A 20,416-nucleotide genomic window follows, 5' to 3' on the forward strand; every position below is an offset into this window, starting at 1 on the left:
CCGGCGGACGCCGGTGCCGGGCTCCGCCGCCGGATGGTGGCGGCGCCCGGCCGCCGAACGGCGAGGACAGCCGGACCACATCGCCGGGATCGTGCATTTCCGGCGGGACCGGTGCGCAAAGCGTTCGGCGGGCGCAGTCCGCGTCGGTAGGCTGGGCCCGCCGCGCCACCCGGCGCGCAGTCAGCACGCTCACCACCGCCAGGCCGACGGCCACGTGATCACACCTCGTTCCGCGCGTCGCCTCCGGCCTGACCAGAGGTTGCTAGGAGAGGTCCAGTGCCCGTCGTACTCGTTGCCGAGGAGCTGTCGCCGGCCGGGCTGGAGGTGCTGTCCGGGGACTTCGAGCTTCGTCACGTCGACGGCGCCGACCGGTCGGCCCTCCTGCCCGCGATCGCCGACGTCGACGCCGTGATCGTCCGTTCCGCCACCAAGATCGACGCGGAGGCGCTCGCGGCGGCGAGCCGGCTCAAGGTCGTCGCCCGGGCCGGCATCGGCCTGGACAACGTCGACGTCGCCGCCGCCACCCAGCGCGGCGTCATGGTCGTCAACGCGCCCACGTCGAACATCGTCAGCGCCGCCGAGCACGCGATCGCGTTGCTGCTCGCCGTCGCCCGCCGGGTCCCGGCGGCCAACCAGTCGCTGAGCGGCGGGGAGTGGAAGCGGTCGAAGTTCACCGGTGTCGAGCTGGTCGAGAAGACGCTCGGCGTCGTCGGCCTCGGCCGCATCGGGGTCCTCGTGGCGCAGCGGCTGGCCGGCTTCGGCATGAAGGTCATCGCCTACGACCCCTACGTGTCGGTGGCCCGCGCCTCCCAGCTCGGCGTGACCCTCGTCGACCTCGACGAACTGCTGCGGCGCAGCGACGTGATCACGATTCACCTGCCCAAGACCCCGGAGACGCTCGGCCTGATCGGCGCCGAGGAGCTGGCCGGGACCAAGCCCGGCGTCATCATCGTCAACGCAGCCCGCGGCGGTCTTGTCGACGAGGCGGCGCTCGCCGAGGCGATCAGCTCAGGTCAGGTCGGCGGCGCCGGCATCGACGTCTTCGTCACCGAGCCGACGACCGCGTCGCCGCTGTTCGGTCTCGACAACGTGGTGGTCACCCCGCACCTCGGCGCCTCCACCCAGGAGGCCCAGGACAAGGCCGGGCTCGCCGTCGCCCGCTCGGTACGCCTGGCGTTGCAGGGCGAGTTCGTGCCGGACGCGGTCAACGTGCAGGCCGGTGGGGTCGTCGCCGAGGACGTCCGGCCGGGCCTGCCGCTCGCCGAGAAGCTGGGGCAGCTCTTCTCCGGGCTCGCCGGCGGGCTCGCCGCCGCCATCACCGTCGAGGTCCGGGGGGAGATCGCGGTCCACGACGTCTCGGTGCTCCAGCTCGCCGTGCTCAAGGGCGTCTTCACCGACGTCATCGAGGAGCAGGTCACCTACGTCAACGCCCCGCTGCTGGCGAAGGAGCGTGGCGTCGAGGTCGCCCTGGAGACCTCGGAGGAGGGCTCCAGGGACTACCGCAACCTGGTGACCGTGCGCGGTGTGCTCGCCGACGGCACCCCGGTGTCGGTCAGCGGGACCCTCGTCGGCTCCCGGCAGGTCGAGAAGATCACCGCGATCGACGGCTTCGAGGTCGACATCCGACCCGAGGCGCACCTGGCGTTCTTCCGCTACGAGGACCGGCCCGGAATCGTCGGCGCGGTCGGCGCGCTGCTCGGCGAGGCGAACATCAACATCGCCAGTGCCCAGGTGAGCCGGGTCCAGGCGGGTGGGGAGGCGCTGATGTCGCTGTCGCTGGACGACGCGGTCGCCGCCGACATCCTGGCCGACATCGCGAAGATCATCGGTGCTTCCTACGCGCGCGCGGTCAGCATCCAGGCCGAGTAGCGGTCCAGGCCGAGTAGCGGTCCAGGCCGAGTAGGGATGTAGGCCGAGCAGCGCCGGACCGGGTGGCCGGCAGTTCGGGCCCGACCCCTGGGATCGGGTGGCCGGTCGGTGCCGGGGGTCGGACCGCGGCGGTGGCACCCCGGTGGGGGCGCGCCGCGGCGACGGGCGGGCGGGCCGGCCCACGGTACGGCGATGGCGCGGCGGTCGGCTGCCGTCGGGGTGCCGCGACGCCGCAGGTGGGTCGTCGGCGGCGGCCGGTCGGGGCTGCCCGCCAGGCCGGCGCGGCGGTGCCGGCCGCCCCGTTCCCGCCCGGAAGTGCCCGGAGTGATCTTTACGCCGAACATGCGGCTTTGGCTGGGTGTCGGGTTTACCGTGGCTAGCATGGCGTCGCGGCATCAGGACCCGTTCGAGGGGCTTCGCCTGGATGAGCGATTCGTCCGCGGAGCCCGTTTTCTCGAGCCGTCCGCGGCCGAACGCAGCCGGCAGCACGGCCGGACCGCATCCGGTCGTTGCCAGGTCGTTCCCGCTCCCCGCGGGCTGCCCGGGTTCTTTCACCGGCTCGTGGCGCCGCCGAAGCCGCCGGGACGCCCCCGGCAGATCGCTCAGATGGTCACCTTCATCGCCATCGTCGTCGGGATGATCACCATTACGGTGGTGGCCCTGCGGCAGACGGCTACCCGGGGCGGGCCGGGCACCGCCACCCGCCTGGCCGCACCGAGCGCGTCGCAGGGCGGCGCGGCGAGCGCCACGAGTGCGAGGCCCGCGGTCACCGGCTCCCTGACCGGCCCTCCCGCCGGCTATGCGGTCGCCCCGGCACTGCTGGCCGCCCTGCACCGCGGCGACTGTCTGAACTGGACGCCCTACCCGGCAGGCGCACCCGTGCCGATGGTGCCGGTGGTCGCGGTCCGGGTGAGCTGCGACCGGCCGCACATCGACGAGGTCACCCGGCTGGTGAACCTCGCGCCGCTGTTCGGCCGCTGGCCCGGCGCGTCGACGGTGGCCCAGGTGGCGGACGCGCGCTGCGCCGGGGCGCTGCGCGACTTCGCCGGGGCCATCGACGCCACCCCGCACTACATCGTCGGCACGATCTACCCGTCCGAGCCGAGCTGGCAGGACGGCGCGCGCTCGGTCGCCTGTACGGTGCGCACCGACGACCTGCGGGCCCGCACCGGCCCGTTCCGGGTCATCGGCTCGATCGGCGCCTGAGGGCGCGGGCAGCGGACTCGAGGCGGGCGGCCGAGGCGAGGCGCGGGCGGCCGAGGCGAGGCGAGGCGCGACCGGGCCGTGGCGGCCCACCACCGACCGATCGGGGCCGACATCGGGTACTGTTTATCCGCGATGCGTGCGCTGCTCCTCCTTAGCCGCCGCGGCGGGGCCTGATCCAGCTGGCTTCCCCGTCGCGGTGTTCTCGTGCGCCAGCGTCGGGATCCCCGCGGTCATGGTGGCCCGGCGGTCACGCCCAGCCCGGGCGGCCGCCCCGTCCGACGCGCGGAGGGATCTGCCGGCCCCCAAGTCCCCTGTGCGATCGTGAGATCCGGTCGACGTGGGGCTCTTCCGAGGAAGCAGGAGCACGATGACCACGCAGCAGCCGTCCGGCATGCCGATCGAGAAGTACCAGGCGTTCACCCCGGTCCCGCTGCCGGACCGGACCTGGCCCGAGAAGTCGATCGTCCGCGCCCCGCAGTGGTGCAGTGTCGACCTGCGCGACGGCAACCAGGCACTGATCGACCCGATGACCCCCGCGCGCAAGTTGCAGATGTTCGAGCTGCTGGTCGCGATGGGCTACAAGGAGATCGAGGTCGGGTTTCCCGCCGCGAGCCAGACCGACTTCGACTTCATCCGCCAGCTCATAGAGGAAGACCGCATCCCGGATGACGTCGTCATCCAGGTGCTGACCCAGGCGCGCGAGGAGTTGATCGAACGGACGGCCGCGTCGCTGGTGGGCGCCGACCGGGCGCTGATCCACCTGTACAACTCGACGTCGACGCTGCAGCGGCGGGTCGTGTTCGGCCTGGACCGGGCCGGCGTCACCGAGATCGCCGTACAGGGCGCGCGCTGGTGCGTCCAGTACGCCGAGAAGCTGCTCGAGGGCACCGACGTGCGCTGGCAGTACAGCCCGGAGTCGTTCACCGGTACCGAGCTGGACTATGCCGTCGAGGTGTGCGAAGCGGTCATGGACGTGTGGTCGCCGACGCCGCAGCGACCGGTCGTGCTGAACCTGCCGGCGACGGTCGAGATGTCGACGCCGAACGTCTACGCCGACCAGATCGAGTGGGTCGGGCGGAACCTGACCCGGCGCGACGCCGTGATCCTGTCGCTGCACCCGCACAACGACCGGGGCTGCGCGGTCGCCGCGGCGGAGCTCGGCGTGCTGGCCGGCGCGGACCGGGTCGAGGGCTGCCTGTTCGGCAACGGCGAGCGCACCGGCAACGTCTGCCTGGTCACCCTCGGTCTGAACCTGTTCTCGCAGGGAATCGATCCGATGATCGATTTCTCGGACATCGACGGAGTCCGTCGGGCGGTCGAATACTGCAACCAGCTACCCGTGCACCCCCGCCACCCCTACGGTGGCGACCTCGTCTACACCGCCTTCTCCGGCTCGCACCAGGACGCGATCAAGAAGGGCCTGGAGGCGATGGAACGGACCGGCCAGACCCGGTGGGAGGTGCCCTACCTGCCGATCGACCCCAAGGACGTGGGCCGCACCTACGAGGCCGTCATTCGGGTGAACAGCCAGTCCGGCAAGGGCGGCGTCGCCTACCTGCTGAAGTCGGAGCACTCGCTGGAACTGCCGCGACGGCTGCAGATCGAGTTCTCCGGAGTCGTGCAGCGCCACACCGACGCCGAGGGCGGCGAGGTCACCGCCGCGGAGCTGTGGCGGATCTTCCGCAGCGAGTACTTCCTCGACGGCGCCGAGACGGCGGGCCCGCTGGAGCTGCTGGGGTCGCGGACGAACGCCGCCTCGGGGGAGCGCGACGAGGTCTCGGTCTCGGTGCGGTTCGACGGTGCGGACTCGGTGATCACCGGGATCGGCAACGGCCCCATCGACGCCTTCGTGGCCGCCCTGGCGACCCGCGGCCTGAGCGTGCGCATCCTCGACTACAACGAGCACGCGCTGGGTTCGGGCGCCGACGCTCGGGCGGCGGCCTACCTCGAGGTCTCCGTCGACGACCGGGTGTACTGGGGGGTCGGCATCGATCCCAACATCGTCACCGCGTCGTTGCGGGCCGTCGTGAGCGCCGTCAACCGCGCCTCCCGTGACCGGGCGGCGGCGCCGGTCGTCGCGGCGCCGAGGGACGGCGGTCAGCCCGCCGCCGCCCCGGTGGCCTGAGCCTGGCGCGCGGCGGCAGGCATGTCCGCGGCCTGCGGCGGCGCCTCGCGGCGCCGCAGGCGGCAGGCCGCTCCGGCCGCTCTGCCGGGTCGGCTCGCGGGGGATCAGCCCTCGTCGCGGCCCGGTCTCCTGGTGCGGGTCCGGGCGCGCCGGCGGGTTGCCACGGCGGCGATCAGTCGCGGAGATCCGCCGGTTCCACGTCCCGGACGCTGCGGCGGACCTGATCCAGCATCGCCTCCGGAACGTCGGTCATGCCGTGATCCACGCGGGCGTGGGTGTCCACGGCACGGAGCAGATCCTCCTCGGCGGACGCGACGATGCGCGTCTCGCACCCGTGAATGATCGCGCCACAGTAGAATTCCTTCATGGCCGGCCGCCGAACGGTGATCTCCGCGGGCAGGGAATGACCCCCGGCCGCCGGGCTCGGTGACATCAGCGCCTGGGCGGTCCAATATCGGTTCCGTCTCATGTGGACATTTCCGCGAGACGCAGCATCAGACGCTCCATCCGTACCAGACCGAGGGGTCGACCCATCTCGGTCACGATTATCACCGGGTCGAACCGGCTGGCCCTGGCGCGGGTCATGGCGCGGCGCGCCACCTCCGTCACCGGCTCCTCCGGGCGGGCGAACAGGGTGGTGGGCACCCGGCGGGGTTCGGTGCCGCCGCCGGGTCCGCTGGACAGGTGCAGTGCGACCGGCCGGCATCGGTTGGACACGATGATCGTCGCTCTGGGAGCCTGCTCGTCGTCGGGGCCGGCAGTGGTCGGATCACCGCGGTTCGCGGCCGCCCGCATGGGGCAGCTCGGGCAGTCCGGCGACATGGCGCACGAGCCCGAGTCACCCACGCGGACGGTGACCTGTTCCATGAGGCTCTCGATGCTCGCCGCGCGGTTGCTGCGCTCGGAGAGCTGCCGGATGCGCCGGGCCACTCCCGGATCGAGCTGCTGCCAGCCCTCGGACGGGCGCCCGAGCAGAAATCCCTGCCCGAGGGGAACCCCGAGCGCGACCAGCATGGCCAGCTCGTCGACCCGTTCGATGCCCTCCGCGATCACCCAGCCGTTCAGCCGGCTGGCGAAGTTGCCGACCAGCTCGGTCAGAGCGATCTTGACCTGGTCGTCGTCGACGTTGACCACCAGCGAGCGGTCCAGCTTGACGAAGTCGGGACGGATCCGGGCGAGTTGGCGTAGCCCGGCGTAGCCGGAGCCGACATCGTCCATGGCGACGAAGGCACCGCGGTTGCGCAGGGCGCTCGCGGTGGCGGTCAGTCCGGTCGTGGCGTCGAGGTCGACCGCCTCGTTGAGTTCCAGCACGAGCCGGCGCAGGTCCGCCTCCCGCCAGACCTCGGCGACTTCGGGCTCGTCCAGCAGGTGCGGCAGAACGTTGACGGCCAGGAAACAGCGGTCGGGAAGCCGATCGCGGGCCGCGAGCGCGGCAGCGAGAACCCGAGCCTCGAGTTCGGCCGCGCGCCCGAGCCGGTCCGCCGCGGCGAAAATGCGGTCGGGGGAGTGCGTCGGATGGCTGTGGAAGCGGGCGAGCGCCTCATATCCGGCGATAACCCCACGCTGCAGATCTACGATCGGCTGGAAGTACAGCGCAGGTTCGGCGGGATCGGCGAGAATCCGGGCCAGGTCAGGATGGTCGGCCTCGTAGGCGTCCTGCTCCCCGTCGGCGAGTCCCGGCGGACTCGCCGAGCCAGACGTCTCGGCTCCCGCGGACGCGACGGCGCGCCGGGCGTCGGCCACCTCGCCGGACGTCTCTGCGGAGTCGCCGACATCGCAGCGGCCGCGGGGTGGAGATCCCGCGGGAGTCCGCTGTCGAGTAATCATGCGCCGTGCACCCCCTCGCCTCGAAGCACGTCGCACCTGTCCTGTAAGTGAGTTTCTTACCATCTGGCCTCGATGCTGGTCGCGAGTACCGTCCGGAGTTGTGAAGCCTGCGGTCTTTTGTGTGACCGGCGGGTGGCGGTCGGATTGCTGGTTGTCGTCTTTCTTGCGTCCGCCCGGCGGGGGCGGCGTGTTCTATACGGCTGGGCTGTCGATCGTCACCGATCTGTTGTCGAGCATGACAATGCACCTCACTTTCTGAGGTGTCGGTGCCGCGCGGTCGGAGTTGGTGCTCCGGCGGGCGCACATCAATTCGGGAACAACGAACGTGATACCTCGCGTGGCCCGATGGGGTAGCGGTCACCGCTGGTAATCGTTAGGCCGCGGTGTGGTGGTCTCGCCGGTCGCCCGGTGATGCCCTGTGGTAGCGGCGGGCGTGGCGGCTCATCCCACGGTGTCCGTCCGTCGCCGTGTCTCCACATCCGGGGCCGTCCGAGGACGCCCTCGCCGTGCCACCCCCGCTGCCGTCCGAGGACGCCCTCGCCGTGCCACCCCCGCTGCCGCGGGCCGGGAGGTTCGCCGCCGTGGTTCGGTGGTCCCCTCGGAGCCCCGGCGCCGGATCGAGTCGAGCCGCTCCGATCCGCCGGTTCCGGCTACAGTCGGGCACATGAGGCTTGCGGTGATCGGCGGTGACGGGATCGGCCCCGAGGTGGTGGCGGAGGGGCTGCGGGTACTGCGGGCCGTGCACCCCAAGGTCGACACGACCGAGTACGACCTGGGCGCCCGGCGTTGGCATCAGACCGGGGAGACGCTGCCCGACTCGGTGCTCGACGAACTGCGCGGTCACGACGCGATCCTGCTCGGCGCGGTCGGCGACCCGGGAGTGCCGAGCGGCGTGCTCGAGCGGGGCCTGCTTCTGCGTCTGCGCTTCGAGCTCGACCACCATGTCAACCTGCGGCCGGTGCGGCTGTATCCCGGGGTAGCCTCGCCGTTGGCCGGAGAGCCGACGATCGACATGATCGTGGTGCGCGAGGGCACCGAGGGCCCGTACGCGGGTGCCGGCGGGGTGCTGCGGCGGGGAACGCCGCACGAGGTTGCCACCGAGGAGAGCCTCAACACCCGCTACGGCGTCGAGCGGGTCGTGCGGGACGCCTTCCGCCGCGCCGCCCGCCGCGAGCGGCGCCATCTCACCCTCGTGCACAAGAACAACGTGCTGACCAAGGCCGGCGACCTGTGGTCGCGCACGGTCGCCGAGGTGGCGCCCGAGTTTCCCGACGTGCGGGTCGACTACCAGCACGTGGACGCGGCCTCGATGTTCTTCGTGACCGATCCGGGCCGGTTCGACGTCGTCGTCACCGACAACATGTTCGGCGACATCATCACCGACATCGGCGCGGCGATCACCGGCGGCATCGGGCTGGCCGCCAGCGGCAATCTCGACCCGTCCGGCGCCCACCCGAGCATGTTCGAGCCGGTCCACGGCAGCGCGCCCGACATCGCCGGCAAGCAGCTCGCCGACCCGACGGCGACGGTCGCCTCGGTCGCGATGCTGCTCGACCACCTGGGACACGCCGAGGAGGCGGCGAGGGTCGAGGCCGCGGTCGCAGCCTCGCTCGCGAGCCGGGCGGGCACGGGCGCCGCGGCCCTGTCGACCCGAGAGCGCGGCGAGGACCTCGCCGCGCGCGCGGTCGGCTAGCTCCACTCGGCCGGCGCGGCCCTCGCTGTTCCGTCCCACCCCGGCGCTTCGCCCGCCGGGACCGCGCCGGCCGTCGCCGCCGGTCGTCTGCCGTTCTCGCGGCGTTCCCCGCCGCGCGGCGAGGTGGTTATCCTCGAAGCGGGAGCCGTAGATCCGGTAGACGGCAGCCGACGGGGCCCACCACGGCGATGATCGGCGAATTCGTCATCCCTGTTCGCTTCGTCGATCCTGGCCTGGAGTCCGCTGTGCCCATCACCCCCACCTCGAAGATCTGGATGAGTGGCAAGCTCGTCGATTGGGACGACGCCCGCATCCACGTGCTCAACCCGACCCTGCACTACGGCTGGGGCGTGTTCGAGGGCATCCGCTGTTACGAGACGGCGGACGGCCCCGCCGTCTTCCGGCTGTCGGACCACATCGCCCGTCTCTACCGCAGCGCGAAGATCTACGTGATGGAGCCCTCCTTCACCCAGGAGCAGGTGGTGGCGGCCACCAAGGAGACCATCGCGGTCAACGACATCTCCTCCTGCTACATCCGGCCCCTGGTCTACCTCGGCTACGGGGAGATGGGTCTCAACCCGCTGCCCTCACCGGTCGAGGTGATGATCGCGGTCTGGCCGTGGGGTGCCTACCTCGGCGAGGAGGCCGAGGCGAACGGCGTGCGAGCACAGATCTCCTCCTGGAAGCGGAACGACCCCAACATCACCCCGCCGGCGGCGAAGGCGTCCGGGCAGTACCTGAACTCGTCGCTGGCGAAGGTCGCGGCGGTGAAGGCGGGTTACGACGAGGCCATCCTGACCAGCCCGAACGGCCATATAGCGGATGGCACCGGGGAGAACGTCTTCATCGTCTCCGGCCGTCAGGTCATCACTCCGCTGCTGACCGACGGGCCGTTGGGCGGCATCACCCGCGCCTCGATCATGCAGATCGCCGCCGACCAGGGTTACGAGGTGATCGAGCAGCACGTCGTGCGCACCGACCTCTACCTGGCCGACGAGGCCTTCTTCACCGGGACGGCGGCCGAGATCGTGCCGATCGTCTCGGTCGACGACCGGCAGGTCGGGGCGGGTAAGCCGGGTCCGGTGACCCGAGAGCTGCTGGAGATCTTCCACCGGGCCACGCGAGGTGAGCTGGACCGCTACCGATCCTGGAACGAGCTGGTCCGGAACTAGGCAGCCGCGATTCGTCGACCCGCCGAGGCACACCGATCCGCGCGGCCGCGGCATGCCTCGGCGGATACCACGTGCGCGGGCTGCCCAGGCATCGGGTGGGCTCGGTCCTTCCCGTGTCTCCTTGGCGGGTCGGCGGTGCCATCGCCGACCGACTCCGTTTCAGCCGCATTCTTCGCTTTTGTGACGTGGTCGAGGTCACAATGCGGCCACGTCAATTCCCGTTTCGCCCTGGCCAATCGGCTCTGCGGCGCCTACCGTCGCGAGTAGCAGGCTTCACGAATGCACAAGCGCCGGGTGGGCATCGCGGAGCTTGCGGACGGCATTACCGCTGCGGACGGCTCTATCGGTATCGGAGTGCTGCCGATACCCGAGGGTGCTGCCGGGTGTCGGAGGGTAGTGCCGGGGTTTCGGACGGTACAGCGGGGTTCGGAGGGCGTCGTGCGCGTTTCGGAGGGGATGAGCTCCCTTGTTCTCATGATCGGCCCGGGCCACACGCTCCGCCAGGCGGCGCGGCTGATGGCCGCTCGCAAGGTGGGGGCGGCGGTCGTCCACGATGCGGACAGTCAGGGCTACGGAATTCTCACCGAGCGGGACATTCTCCGCTCGATCGCGGCGGAACAGGATCCGGATGTCGAGATCGCCGGCGATCACCTCACCCGCGATGTCGTCTTCGCGGATCCAGGCTGGTCGCTCGACGACGCGGCAGCCGCGATGCTGCGCGGAGGATTTCGTCATCTCATCGTCACGTCGGGTGGTGGAGTGGCCGGAATTCTCTCCATGCGCGACGTGGTGCGGTGCTGGAGTGACCAAAATATAACGGTATGATGCCTGCGTGACGTACGCCAAGGATGTTCCCGATGCGCCGTCCACTCCGGATGGGCATACCCCGGTGGTTGGGGAACATCAGGCGGAGCAACGGCGCTACGGTCACCGCATGCACGACAATGAGGCGGTCGCCCTGCTACGAGCGACCACGCTGCTGAAGGAGCTGGACGAAGAAGACCTGCTGCGGCTCGCCTCGCGGGCGGTCACGCGGCGATTCCGCCGTGGGCAGGTCGTCTTCACCGAAGGTGAGCCGGGAGACACCCTTCTCGTGGTCGCCACGGGGCGGCTCAAGGTGCTCACCAAAGCCGACGACGGGCGCGATCACGTGCTGAACATCGCCGGCCCCCGGGAGACGCTGGGCGAGCTCAACATCGTCGAAGCGGGGACGAGATCCGCCAGCGTCGAGGCCCTGGAACCCAGCACTGCGTTGGTCCTCGACCGGGCCGCCGTGTGGGAGCTCGTCCGGGAACGCCCGGCCGTCGCCGAGCAGCTCATCCGGGCGTTGGTCGCCCACGTCCGGCGGCTCACCGGAGCCAACGCCGACCTCGTCTTCCTCGACCTGCCGCGCCGGGTGGCGAAACTGCTGCTGCTGCGGATGCGAGAAGCGGGCCGGCCGGTGATCGAACTCGGCCTCACCCAGACGGAGATCGCCTCGCTGCTCGGCGGTTCCCGGCAGTCCGTCAATCAGGCGTTGCGCGAATTCGAACGGCGCACCTGGATCCTGTCGGAAGGGCAGACGATCACGATCCTTCAGGTCGACCGCCTGCGCCGCTTCGCCGGAGACTGAGCAGCCCCGCAGATTCGCTGCGCGAATCTGCGGGGACCCCTGCTGGTGGTTGTGGCCGTGGGTGGTCTCCGGGAATCGCCTTCGGCGATCCCCGTGGGGATGGGGTCGGGGCTTGGCGAATCTGCGGGGACCCCTGCTGGTGGTTGTGGCCGTGGGTGGTCTCCGGGAATCGCCTTCGGCGATCGCGGCGAGCGGTCGAACTGGACCGACTGTGGCGCGCGCCACACTTGTCACATGTCGAGTCTGTTACATCGTAGGCTTGTCACCCGGCGGCGAACCCGTCTCCGTCGCGCGCTCCGGTCGCTGACCCATGGGACCGGGCGCGTGGCGGTCCCATGGTCCCCGAACCCTGCCGGACGTCGGTGCCGGAGCACGGTCCGTGCGTGACTCGGTGGGACGCGGGACGGCCGTGCCGGACGCGGTTCCACGGCCCCCGATCCACCGGAGAGGCACCCCCGTGCGGCCATACGATCCCGATTCCCTGCACATCTACGACACCACCCTGCGCGACGGTACCCAGCAGGAGGGGTTGTCGCTCTCGGTCGGTGACAAGCTCTCGGTGGCCCGCCACCTCGATGACCTCGGTGTCGGCTTCATCGAGGGCGGCTGGCCGGGATCCAATCCGAAGGACGCGGAGTTCTTCGCTCGGGCCCGCACCGAGCTGACGCTGTCGACCGCGGTGCTGACCGCGTTCGGGGCGACCCGGCGCGCCGGCCGCGTGGCGGCGGACGATCCCCAGGTGGCAGCCCTGCGGGAGGCCGGCACGCCGGTGGTCTGCCTGGTTGCGAAGTCGGATCTGCGGCACGTCGAGCGCGCGCTGCGCACCAGCCCCGCCGAGAACCTGGCGATGATCCGAGACACCGTCGCCCACCTGCGGGCCGAGGGCAAGCGGGTCTTCCTCGACGCCGAGCACTTCTTCGACGGCTATCGGGTGCATCCCGAGTACGCGCTCGAGGTCGTCTCCGCCGCGGCCGAGGCCGGCGCCGAGGTCGTCGTGCTCTGCGACACGAACGGCGGCATGCTGCCCACCCGCGTCGGCGCCGTCGTCACCGAGGTTCTCGCCAGGACCGGAGCCCGGCTGGGCATCCACTGCCACGACGACGCCGACTGCGCGGTGGCGAACACCCTGGTCGCCGTCGAGGCGGGGGTGACCCACGTGCAGGGCACGGCGAACGGCTACGGCGAGCGGTGCGGCAACGCGAACCTGCTCAGCGTCATCGCCGGCCTGGAGACCAAGCTCGGCCGCGCGGCGCTGCCACCGGGGCGGCTGCGGGAACTCGTCCGGGTCTCCCACGCCATCGACGAGGTCACCAACTCGGTGCCGGACCCCCACCGGCCCTACGTCGGCGCAAGCGCGTTCGCGCACAAGGCGGGGCTGCACGCCAGCGCGGTCAAGATCGACCCGGACATGTACCAGCACATCGACCCGGCAGCGGTCGGCAGTGACATGCGGATGCTGGTCTCCGAACTGGCCGGCCGTGCGACCATCGAGCTCAAGGGCCGCGAGCTCGGGCTCGACCTGTCCAACGAGCGTGAAGCCCTGGGCCGGGTCGTGGACCTGGTCAAGGAGCGCGAGGCCACCGGGTTCGCCTACGAGGCGGCCGAGGCGTCGTTCGAGTTGCTGCTGCGCGACGAGGTGACAGGCCGCCAGCGCTTCTACACCCTGGAGTCCTGGCGGGTGATCGTCGAACAGCGCTCCGACGGCCAGGTGGTCAGCGAGGCAACCGTCAAGCTCACCTCGCACGGGGTGCGGCACGTCGCGACGGCCGAGGGCAACGGGCCAGTCAACGCGCTCGACACCGCCCTGCGTGACGCCCTGGAGAAGGCCTACCCCGGCCTCGCCGACCTGGAGCTCGTCGACTACAAGGTCCGCATCCTCGACGGCAAGCAGGGCACCGGCGCGGTCACCCGGGTTCTGGTCGGCACCAGCGACGGGCGGTCACGTTGGGACACCATCGGCGTTGACGAGAACATCATCGCCGCCTCCTGGTCGGCTCTCGAGGACGCGGTGAACTTCGGGCTGCGGCGGCAGGGCGAGCGCGCTGATCCGAACGCGACCTGACCGGCCGCTGACGGCGGACTGCGTCTGACTGGCGGACTGGGTCTGGCCGGCTGGCGATGTCCAGGGCCGGGGCGGCGGCCCCTGAGGTGACCGACACCCCCTGACAGGCCCGTAGCGGCCCGTTCAGGGGGTGTCGCGGCCCATTGCGCGATCGGACCGATCAGCCGCGCCTGACGGCCCGTCAGTCCTCCGGGATCTCCTCCCACCACTGGCACCACCAGTCACCGCCGACGAGAATCCGCAGCTTCGGGTGCCAGCAGTAGGTGAGGTCCTTGTCGGTGTCGAGGTAGTACAGGCAGTTGTCGCACCGCTCGTCCCCGTTGGGCTTGGCGCGCAGGATCGCGTCCTCGGCAAGGTGGCCCAGCTTGACGCTCAGCTCCTCGTCGATCGGCTTGGGCTCCGGCGCCCCGACGTCGTAGACGGGGGTGGTATCGGTCTCGCTCACCATTCTCCTTCCGATCCGGGTGTGACACGGCGAAGCGGGCCCACCGCTGCCGGCGCCGGAGCACCGGGCGGGCGGGACGCTGGACCGCATCGGGTGCCGCCCGGTACCTGGAACTGTCACTCGATCTGGCCCGATTCTCTGGCACGCCCGGCGTTCTGGCGAACCCGATCACACGGGTCGCTGCCGCGCGGTGCGCCCGCCCGACGGCCGCCGAGTTCCGACGCTCGGGTGGATACGGTCAGGGCGTGCGTATCGCGAGGTTCACCGATGGTTCGGAGCCCGGATTCGGGGTCGTCGAGGGGTCGATCGAGGAGGGCAACGCCGTGATCTCGGTCATCGCCCCGCATCCCTTCGGCCCCTTCTCCTTTACCGGCGCCCGGCGGCCGCTCGGCGACGTCCGGCTGCTCGCTCCGGTCCTGCCCAGCAAGGTGCTCTGCGTCGGCAAGAACTATGCCGACCACGTCCGGGAGATGGGCGGTGACACCCCGCCGGAGCGCCCGATCCTGTTCCTCAAGCCGTCGACGAGCGTCGCCGGTCCGGGCGACCCGATCACGCTCCCGCCGGACAGCGACCGGGTCGACTTCGAGGGGGAGTTGGCGGTCGTCATCGGGCGGCTGTGCCGTGACGTCCCAGTGGAGCGGGCCTTCGACGTGGTACTCGGCTACACCTGCGCCAACGACGTGACGGCTCGGGATCAGCAGCAGACTGACGGTCAGTGGACGCGGGCCAAGGGGCACGACTCGTTCTGCCCGATCGGTCCCTGGATCGAGACCGAGCTCGATCCCACCGACCTTCCGATCCGCACCACCCTCGACGGTGAGCTGCGGCAGAACTCCCGCACGAAGCTGCTGCTGCGCGACGTGCCCGCACTCATCGCCTACATGTCCGCCGCCATGACCCTGCTGCCCGGCGACGTGCTCCTGACCGGCACGCCGGCGGGGGTCGGGCCGATGCGACCGGGCCAGACCGTGGCGGTGACCGTGGAGGGCATCGGCACGTTGACCAACCCCGTGACAGCCCGCTGAGCTCCCTCGCCTGGGGGCGGGGCGGCGGCGTGTCCGCCGGTCCTCCGCCGGCCGGACAACCGACACCGCTCCCCGGGCCGCTGGGGCTCGCGCGGATTCTCCACCTGCCTCGCCCGCGCGGTCTGCTTTCGCATGCGCGGTGCCTTCCACCCGGCGCCGCGCCGACGAGCAGGCGCACTGTGGACGAGCTGGGCGGCGGGATCAGAGGGTGGTTTGGCCGGTGGTTGCGGGGGTGGGTGGTGTGCCGGCGGTGCAGGATCGCTGCGGCATCGAGGGATGACGGGTGTGCATCGGACCCCCGGAGCGCAGACACCCCCGCGCCATGAGGTACAGTGGGCAGCGCCCGAACAGGGCCCCATGGGGTATGGGGTAATTGGCAGCCCAACGGATTCTGGCTCCGTTAGTCTAGGTTCGAGTCCTGGTACCCCAGCTGTACCAAAGGTCGGAGTTGCACCGCTTCGCCGGACTGCTTCGGCATCGTGTACAGTACGACGTGCACCGCAGCGTAAAATAGGAAAAGTCTTGGCCCCGTCGTCTAGCGGCCCAGGACGCCGCCCTCTCAAGGCGGTAGCGCCGGTTCGAATCCGGTCGGGGCTACAACGGGTCTATCTTCCTTCTTCGTAGGGGTTCAGAGATATGCCCACTCTCCAGAACTCACGATGGCCCCCGGATTTCCATCCGGGGGCCATCGTCATGTCAGGTGCCAGGCGCCGCCTACCGCACGACGGTGAGGCGCGGCATGGCGGCCGGGTGGCGGGCCATCGCGCACTCCCGGCAGCCGCAGGAGGCGGGACCGCCCCAGCCGTGAACCTCGGCCTCGGGACCGCCCACGCCCCCCTGCGCCGCCGCGACGAGCCGGAGCTGCGGACGGGCCGGGTGGGTCAGGACGGCGGGCCCGGCGGGCTCGTCGGTGGCGCCGGCCGTCGACGGGCCGCAGCGTCCCGCGGTCGGCGGAACTATCGCGGACGCGGTCGAGGCTGTCAGGGCCACTGGGGGCACGGTGTCCTCCTCCATGGGCGGCCGTCCTGGGGCCACCTCGCGGACCACAGCCTGGCGGCGCAACCGAGGTTCGCGCCATGCTCCGTTGAGCCCGGTGCCGAGTGGTGCGGATGGCCTAGTCAAACCTGGGCACTGTCGCCATGCGACACCACCCTTGACAACCATGGTGCTCCCGGGTTGGAACGGTAGAAACTTGCTCGGATGTCCACCGTCAGTCCATCGACGCCCGAACGGGCCCGACGCCGGCACGGCAGCGCCCACGCGGGACGCGCCGCGCGCCGCGCCGGACGGCTGCGTTCGGCCGGGGAGCCGACGGCGGAGGGAGAGGGCGGAGGATCGCAGCCGGGGATGGCCCGGCGTCTCACCGCACTGCTCCCGCAGGGCCGCGGGCTGCCGATCGAGGACTGGACGGCCCGGCACACCCTCATGTGCCTGGTGCTGGCGATGCACCTGCCGGTCATCGTCGGCTACGCGATCTGGCAGGACCTGAGCCTCGCGCACGGGTTCCTGGCGGCCAGCCCGCCTGCCCTGCTGTTCGCCGCCGCGGTCGTGCCCGGCCGACGCCGGGTCCGTGCCCTTGCCGCGAGCCTCGGCCTACTGTGCTGTTCGGTCGTGCTCGTGCACATCGCCGACGGCCTCACCCCGATGTACTTCCACTTCTTCGTGGTCGTGGCGCTGATCGCGCTGTATGAGGAGTGGACGGTCTACCTGCTGGCCATCGCGTTCGTGTTCGTCGCGAACCTGGCGATGGGAAACATCGTCAGCGCCGGCGCGGCGGTGCTGGACAATGCCTGGCTGCTGGCCGGTCTGCACGCGGGTTTCATCTTCGCTCTCGCCTGCGCGCAGATGGTCTTCTGGCACTACAACGAGCAGTCCCGGCGGCGGGTGGAGCATTACCGCCAGCAGCTCTACGAGGGCCAGCAGAGCCTGATGGCCCGACTGGAGGAGACCGACCGCATCCGCAGCGACCTCGTCGCGACCGTCTCGCACGAGTTCCGCACGCCGCTGACCGGAATCCGAGGGAACTTGCTCACCATCAAGCGGCGCCGCAGCCGGCTCTCCGACGCCCAGCTCGACGATCTGCTCGACGCCGCGGTGAACTACTCCGACCGGCTCTCCCGGCTGCTGGAGAACATGCTGACGGCCGCCACGGCCACCGGCACGGACGAGACGACCATCGCCGATCTCCCCGAGGTCGTCCGGCATGTGATCGCCAACCTGTCGTACACCAGCTCGCCCAGCAGCATCACGGTGGATCTGCCGCCCGAACTGCCCGTGCGGATGGCGCGGCAGGCCCTCATCCAGGTGGTGGCGAACCTGGTCGACAACGCCCTGGTGCACTCCTGGCCGGGCGCGCCCGTTCGGCTGATCGCGGGTCGGGTCGGCGACGAGGTCGTTCTCCGCGTCCGTAACCCCGGGCCCGACCTCGACCCCGGCACGATCCGCCAGCTCTTCGAACCGTTCACGCAGCGAGATGGCACCGCTACCCGACCCACCGACGGCGCCGGCATGGGCCTCTACGTCGTCCGGCGGCTCGTCGAGGTGCACGGCGGACGGCTGCGGATGTCGTCGGAGAACGGCGAGATCATCGTCGAGGTCGACCTGTGGGCGGCCACCGCCCACGCGGCCCTCGCGCCGGAGCCGGAGGCGGCGCTGCCGGTACCCATGCCGCTGCCCCGCAGCATCCGGACGGACGACGAGGAGCCTCGCGTGCCGCGGCTGGGCGGCGGTCCGCTGGCCCGGGACGACATCCGGTCGCTGCCCATGGACAAGCTCGGCTGAGCGGCGGCCGGGCGCCCGCCGGGTGGCGCGTGGACGGCGCGGTCGCCGCATCGCGCCGGGCATCATGCAAGCATCATCGTGTCCGAGCGATCGCCCCCCGCCGACCGCTGACGGCCGGCCCCGCCGGCGTCGGTCTCCTGCCGGCTTCGCCTCGGCGGGCAGCGGCGTTCCTGTCCCGGCCGGAATTGGAACAGGTGGCGGCCGCGCACCTGCCGGGATCTGGTGGGGATGAGATCGCGAGAGCGGAATCCGGCCGGCGCATCTGGCTACGCCGCGCGGGGCGGCCCTGCAGTCAGCGACTCCCGCCGCAAGCGGAGCGGTGCGGGAGTCGCTGCTTCGAGCGGAGCCGGTCGGGCCGCTGACGGGCGGGCCGACCGACCGCGTCAGGCCTTCGTGGCCGTCGTGGGAGCTGTCGACGGGGTAGGTGCGGGCGCGGCCGTCGTCGGGGCCGGCGCCGGCTTGGTGCAGGTCACCGTCAGCGTCACAGTGGTGGAGTGCCGCGGGCGCTGCCCCGTGGGCGAGGACCCGGAGATCCTGCTCGTCTCACCGTTGGCGCACGCGCCGTTGACCGCCGTGGAGGTGAAGCCGGCCCAGTAGAGCTGCCACTTGCCGTCCGACTCCGACATCCCGTTGACGTTCGGGACCTGGGCGCAGTCCTCGACCTGCAGGCTGATGGCCGTGGTCTTGGCAACCTTGCCGGTCTTCGGGGACTGGTGGGCGACGTTGTCGGCCTTGCCGGTGTTGTAGCAGCCGTAGGTCTGGTTGATGTTCGTGAAGCCGGCCGACTTCAGCGTGTTCTGCGCCGTGTTGAGCGCACTGCCCTCGGTGTTGGGGACCGTCACCGTGCCGTCGTCGGTCGGCGAGGGCGATGGGCTGCTGCCCGCGGTCGGGCTGCCGGCCGGGGTCGTGGCCGCGGCGGAGGCGCCGGCTGACGGGTGCTCACCGGGCGCGGGGGAGCCCTTCGCCCCGGGCCGGACGGCGACCGCCCCGGGGGCACTCCCATTGACGCCGACCGCGATGCCGGGTGCTCCAGCACCGGGGGAGCCGGCGGCCGGGGCGCCCGCGCTCGGATCGGCCGAGGACTCGAAGGCGCTGTCGGCCGACAGCGCCGAGTCGGTGCTGCCGCCGGAGGCGAGCGCCCAGCCCCCGGCCCCGGCGACGAGGGCGACGACGAGACCGGCACCGGCCGCGATCCGGGTGCGCCGGCGGCGGTCGGCCGCCGCCCGCGACCCGCCCCCGGCGTTGCCGCCGGCCGCGCCGGGCTGCTTGCTGGCCGGGATCGCCGACATGACCGTGTTGGTGTCGGCGGCCGGCCCACCGGAGCGGGCGGGGACGCGCACCGCGGGGCTCATCCCGGTCGGCGCGTCGCTGTCCCAACCACCGCGACCGCCGCTCTGGGCGCTGGTCGCCGGGGCGATACGAGTGTGCTCGGACTCGCCGCCGTCCCAGCCGTTGACCTTCGTCGCGGCCGCGGTCAGGCTGCCCGCGATCTGGGTGTGTTCGAGGTCGTTCCAGCCACCGGTGCCCGCGGCGGCCCCGACGGTCGCCGCGGCGGCCGCGGGCCGGACCACCCGCTGGGTGGCGGCCGGCGCTGCCGGCCGTTCGCCGGTCCGTCGGTGGTAGGCGCCGGTCGGCGCCGCTTCGTTGGGGAGCTCGCCGAGTCCCGAGCTCGGCGCGGCGCCGCGCCGGTCGCGCTCCTCGGCGGCGCCGGCAGCGCCGCCAGCGCCGCCAGCGCCGCGCAGGCCTACCTCGAGCGCGTCGCTCAGGTCGTCGGCCGCGTCGGCGGCGCTCGTCGGCCGTCGTCGCGGGGACTTGGCGAGCATGCCGGCGAGCACGTCCCACACCGGCGCCGGCACGCCGGCGATCGGCTGCGGGTCGTCCTCCCGGTGCGCCCGCAGCAGTTCCGCGGGATTCGTCGAGTCGAACGGCGGCGATCCGGCGAGGAGCTCGTAGAGCACCACCCCCGCCGAGTAGACGTCGGCGGCGGGAGTCGGGGGGGCGCCGGTGCCGAGCTCGGGCGCCATGTAGAGGGGGGTGCCGATCGGCCCGGTCGCGCTGATGCGGGACGGCGTGCTGATCACGCGGGCGATGCCGAAGTCGGTGAGGCGGACGATCGGGCGGTCGGGCTGGGACGTGTCGATGAGAATGTTCTCGGGCTTGACGTCCCGGTGGACGATCCCGGCGGCGTGCACGCTGTCGAGCGCCCAGAGGGTGCCGATCGCCAGCCGGACCGCCTCCTGGGCGGGCCGCGGGCCGAACTCACGCAGATGCGCCCGCAGGTCAGGGCCTTCGACGAGATCCATCACGATGGCCAGCGCGTCCGGCTCGTTGACGAGGTCGCGGACGGCGACCAGATCGGGGCTGTCGAGATCCACGAGGAGATCCCACTCCCGCAGGAACCGATCGACGATCTCCGGATCGCCCGCGAGCTCGGGACGCAGCACCTTGATCGCCACCGCGGCGTCGTCCTGGACCCGGACACCTCGCCAGACCTGGCCGGTCGTACCCTGCCCGAGCAGCTCGTGCAGCACGTACCGCGAACCCAGTTTGCGCACCGCGCCCTGTCCCTCCTTGGCGCCGCACGAGGCGGCCGAACCTA

General features: G+C 71.6%; 15 protein-coding genes and 2 tRNA genes. 12 read left to right on the plus strand and 5 right to left on the minus strand.

Annotation, left to right across the window (positions count from 1 at the left end; genetic code table 11):
- Positions 1 to 276: 276 nt before the first annotated feature.
- The 3 genes from serA to leuA all read left to right on the plus strand — a co-directional run bounded on the left by serA (position 277) and on the right by leuA (position 5,200).
- On the plus strand, positions 277 to 1,869 hold the full coding sequence (gene serA / locus AC5R91_RS24785; protein WP_495393700.1) for a phosphoglycerate dehydrogenase: 1,593 nt from the start codon (positions 277 to 279) through the stop codon (positions 1,867 to 1,869).
- Between the two features lie 381 nt (positions 1,870 to 2,250).
- Positions 2,251 to 3,075, plus strand: a complete 825-nt coding sequence (locus tag AC5R91_RS24790; RefSeq protein WP_495393701.1) for a septum formation family protein — start codon at positions 2,251 to 2,253, stop codon at positions 3,073 to 3,075.
- 367 nt (positions 3,076 to 3,442) lie between these two features.
- A complete protein-coding gene (leuA, locus tag AC5R91_RS24795) occupies positions 3,443 to 5,200 on the plus strand; it encodes a 2-isopropylmalate synthase (protein WP_495393702.1) in 1,758 nt (585 codons plus the stop codon).
- A 172-nt stretch (positions 5,201 to 5,372) separates the two neighbouring features.
- Here the strand turns inward: leuA and AC5R91_RS24800 are convergent, their stop codons facing one another.
- The gene (locus tag AC5R91_RS24800; protein WP_082122007.1) at positions 5,373 to 5,669 is read right to left on the minus strand and encodes a DUF1059 domain-containing protein; all 297 of its coding nucleotides are present in this window, start codon (positions 5,667 to 5,669) and stop codon (positions 5,373 to 5,375) included.
- Positions 5,666 to 7,027 (minus strand): EAL domain-containing protein, encoded by a 1,362-nt coding sequence (locus tag AC5R91_RS24805; protein WP_495393703.1) that lies wholly within the window; start codon positions 7,025 to 7,027, stop codon positions 5,666 to 5,668. The genes AC5R91_RS24800 and AC5R91_RS24805 overlap by 4 nt, the downstream gene beginning before the upstream one ends.
- 664 nt (positions 7,028 to 7,691) lie before the next feature.
- Here AC5R91_RS24805 and AC5R91_RS24810 point away from each other — a divergent pair.
- The 5 genes from AC5R91_RS24810 (at position 7,692) to cimA (ending at position 13,566) form a co-directional block, all read left to right on the plus strand.
- Entirely contained in the window at positions 7,692 to 8,720 is a 1,029-nt protein-coding gene (locus AC5R91_RS24810) for a 3-isopropylmalate dehydrogenase (RefSeq protein ID WP_495393704.1), read from the plus strand.
- A gap of 245 nt (positions 8,721 to 8,965) precedes the next feature.
- Positions 8,966 to 9,892: a branched-chain amino acid transaminase gene (locus AC5R91_RS24815; protein ID WP_495393705.1), complete on the plus strand. Its 927-nt coding sequence runs from the start codon at positions 8,966 to 8,968 to the stop codon at positions 9,890 to 9,892.
- A gap of 438 nt (positions 9,893 to 10,330) precedes the next feature.
- A complete protein-coding gene (locus tag AC5R91_RS24820; protein WP_495398054.1) occupies positions 10,331 to 10,717 on the plus strand; it encodes a CBS domain-containing protein in 387 nt (128 codons plus the stop codon).
- A 109-nt stretch (positions 10,718 to 10,826) separates the two neighbouring features.
- On the plus strand, positions 10,827 to 11,504 hold the full coding sequence (locus AC5R91_RS24825; protein WP_041941001.1) for a Crp/Fnr family transcriptional regulator: 678 nt from the start codon (positions 10,827 to 10,829) through the stop codon (positions 11,502 to 11,504).
- A gap of 457 nt (positions 11,505 to 11,961) precedes the next feature.
- Positions 11,962 to 13,566: a citramalate synthase gene (gene cimA / locus AC5R91_RS24830; RefSeq protein ID WP_495393706.1), complete on the plus strand. Its 1,605-nt coding sequence runs from the start codon at positions 11,962 to 11,964 to the stop codon at positions 13,564 to 13,566.
- Between the two features lie 181 nt (positions 13,567 to 13,747).
- Here cimA and AC5R91_RS24835 read toward each other — a convergent pair whose 3' ends face one another.
- Positions 13,748 to 14,011: a hypothetical protein gene (locus AC5R91_RS24835; RefSeq protein WP_101829849.1), complete on the minus strand. Its 264-nt coding sequence runs from the start codon at positions 14,009 to 14,011 to the stop codon at positions 13,748 to 13,750.
- Between the two features lie 245 nt (positions 14,012 to 14,256).
- Here AC5R91_RS24835 and AC5R91_RS24840 point away from each other — a divergent pair, with 245 nt between their 5' ends.
- The 3 genes from AC5R91_RS24840 to AC5R91_RS24850 all read left to right on the plus strand — a co-directional run bounded on the left by AC5R91_RS24840 (position 14,257) and on the right by AC5R91_RS24850 (position 15,633).
- Complete coding sequence (locus tag AC5R91_RS24840) at positions 14,257 to 15,036, plus strand: fumarylacetoacetate hydrolase family protein (protein ID WP_495393707.1); 780 nt, start codon at positions 14,257 to 14,259, stop codon at positions 15,034 to 15,036.
- Between the two features lie 358 nt (positions 15,037 to 15,394).
- Positions 15,395 to 15,466: transfer RNA gene (locus AC5R91_RS24845), tRNA-Gln, on the plus strand.
- Positions 15,467 to 15,560: 94 nt separating this feature from the next.
- Positions 15,561 to 15,633, plus strand: a tRNA-Glu gene (locus AC5R91_RS24850).
- A 117-nt stretch (positions 15,634 to 15,750) separates the two neighbouring features.
- On the opposite strand, the gene AC5R91_RS24855 is transcribed toward AC5R91_RS24850, so the two are convergent.
- The gene (locus AC5R91_RS24855; RefSeq protein WP_495393708.1) at positions 15,751 to 16,035 is read right to left on the minus strand and encodes a hypothetical protein; all 285 of its coding nucleotides are present in this window, start codon (positions 16,033 to 16,035) and stop codon (positions 15,751 to 15,753) included.
- Between the two features lie 201 nt (positions 16,036 to 16,236).
- On the opposite strand from AC5R91_RS24855, the gene AC5R91_RS24860 reads away from it, so the two are divergent.
- On the plus strand, positions 16,237 to 17,817 hold the full coding sequence (locus tag AC5R91_RS24860; RefSeq protein ID WP_495393709.1) for a sensor histidine kinase: 1,581 nt from the start codon (positions 16,237 to 16,239) through the stop codon (positions 17,815 to 17,817).
- Between the two features lie 383 nt (positions 17,818 to 18,200).
- Here the strand turns inward: AC5R91_RS24860 and AC5R91_RS24865 are convergent, their stop codons facing one another.
- Positions 18,201 to 20,372 carry a serine/threonine-protein kinase gene (locus AC5R91_RS24865; RefSeq protein ID WP_495393710.1) on the minus strand — a complete coding sequence of 724 codons (2,172 nt, stop codon included), beginning with the start codon at positions 20,370 to 20,372 and terminating at the stop codon, positions 18,201 to 18,203.
- Positions 20,373 to 20,416 lie beyond the last annotated feature (44 nt).

Source organism: Frankia sp. BMG5.60 (assembly GCF_059428125.1).

Bases quoted from the DNA above. Each gene is read 5' to 3' on its own strand.
- AC5R91_RS24800 (WP_082122007.1), bottom strand. From the start codon at position 5,669: ATGAGACGGAACCGATATTGGACCGCCCAGGCGCTGATGTCACCGAGC.
- leuA (WP_495393702.1), top strand. From the start codon at position 3,443: ATGACCACGCAGCAGCCGTCCGGCATGCCGATCGAGAAGTACCAGGCG.
- AC5R91_RS24805 (WP_495393703.1), bottom strand. From the start codon at position 7,027: ATGATTACTCGACAGCGGACTCCCGCGGGATCTCCACCCCGCGGCCGC.
- AC5R91_RS24810 (WP_495393704.1), top strand. From the start codon at position 7,692: ATGAGGCTTGCGGTGATCGGCGGTGACGGGATCGGCCCCGAGGTGGTG.
- AC5R91_RS24860 (WP_495393709.1), top strand. From the start codon at position 16,237: ATGTCCACCGTCAGTCCATCGACGCCCGAACGGGCCCGACGCCGGCAC.
- AC5R91_RS24790 (WP_495393701.1), top strand. From the start codon at position 2,251: ATGGCGTCGCGGCATCAGGACCCGTTCGAGGGGCTTCGCCTGGATGAG.
- AC5R91_RS24825 (WP_041941001.1), top strand. From the start codon at position 10,827: ATGCACGACAATGAGGCGGTCGCCCTGCTACGAGCGACCACGCTGCTG.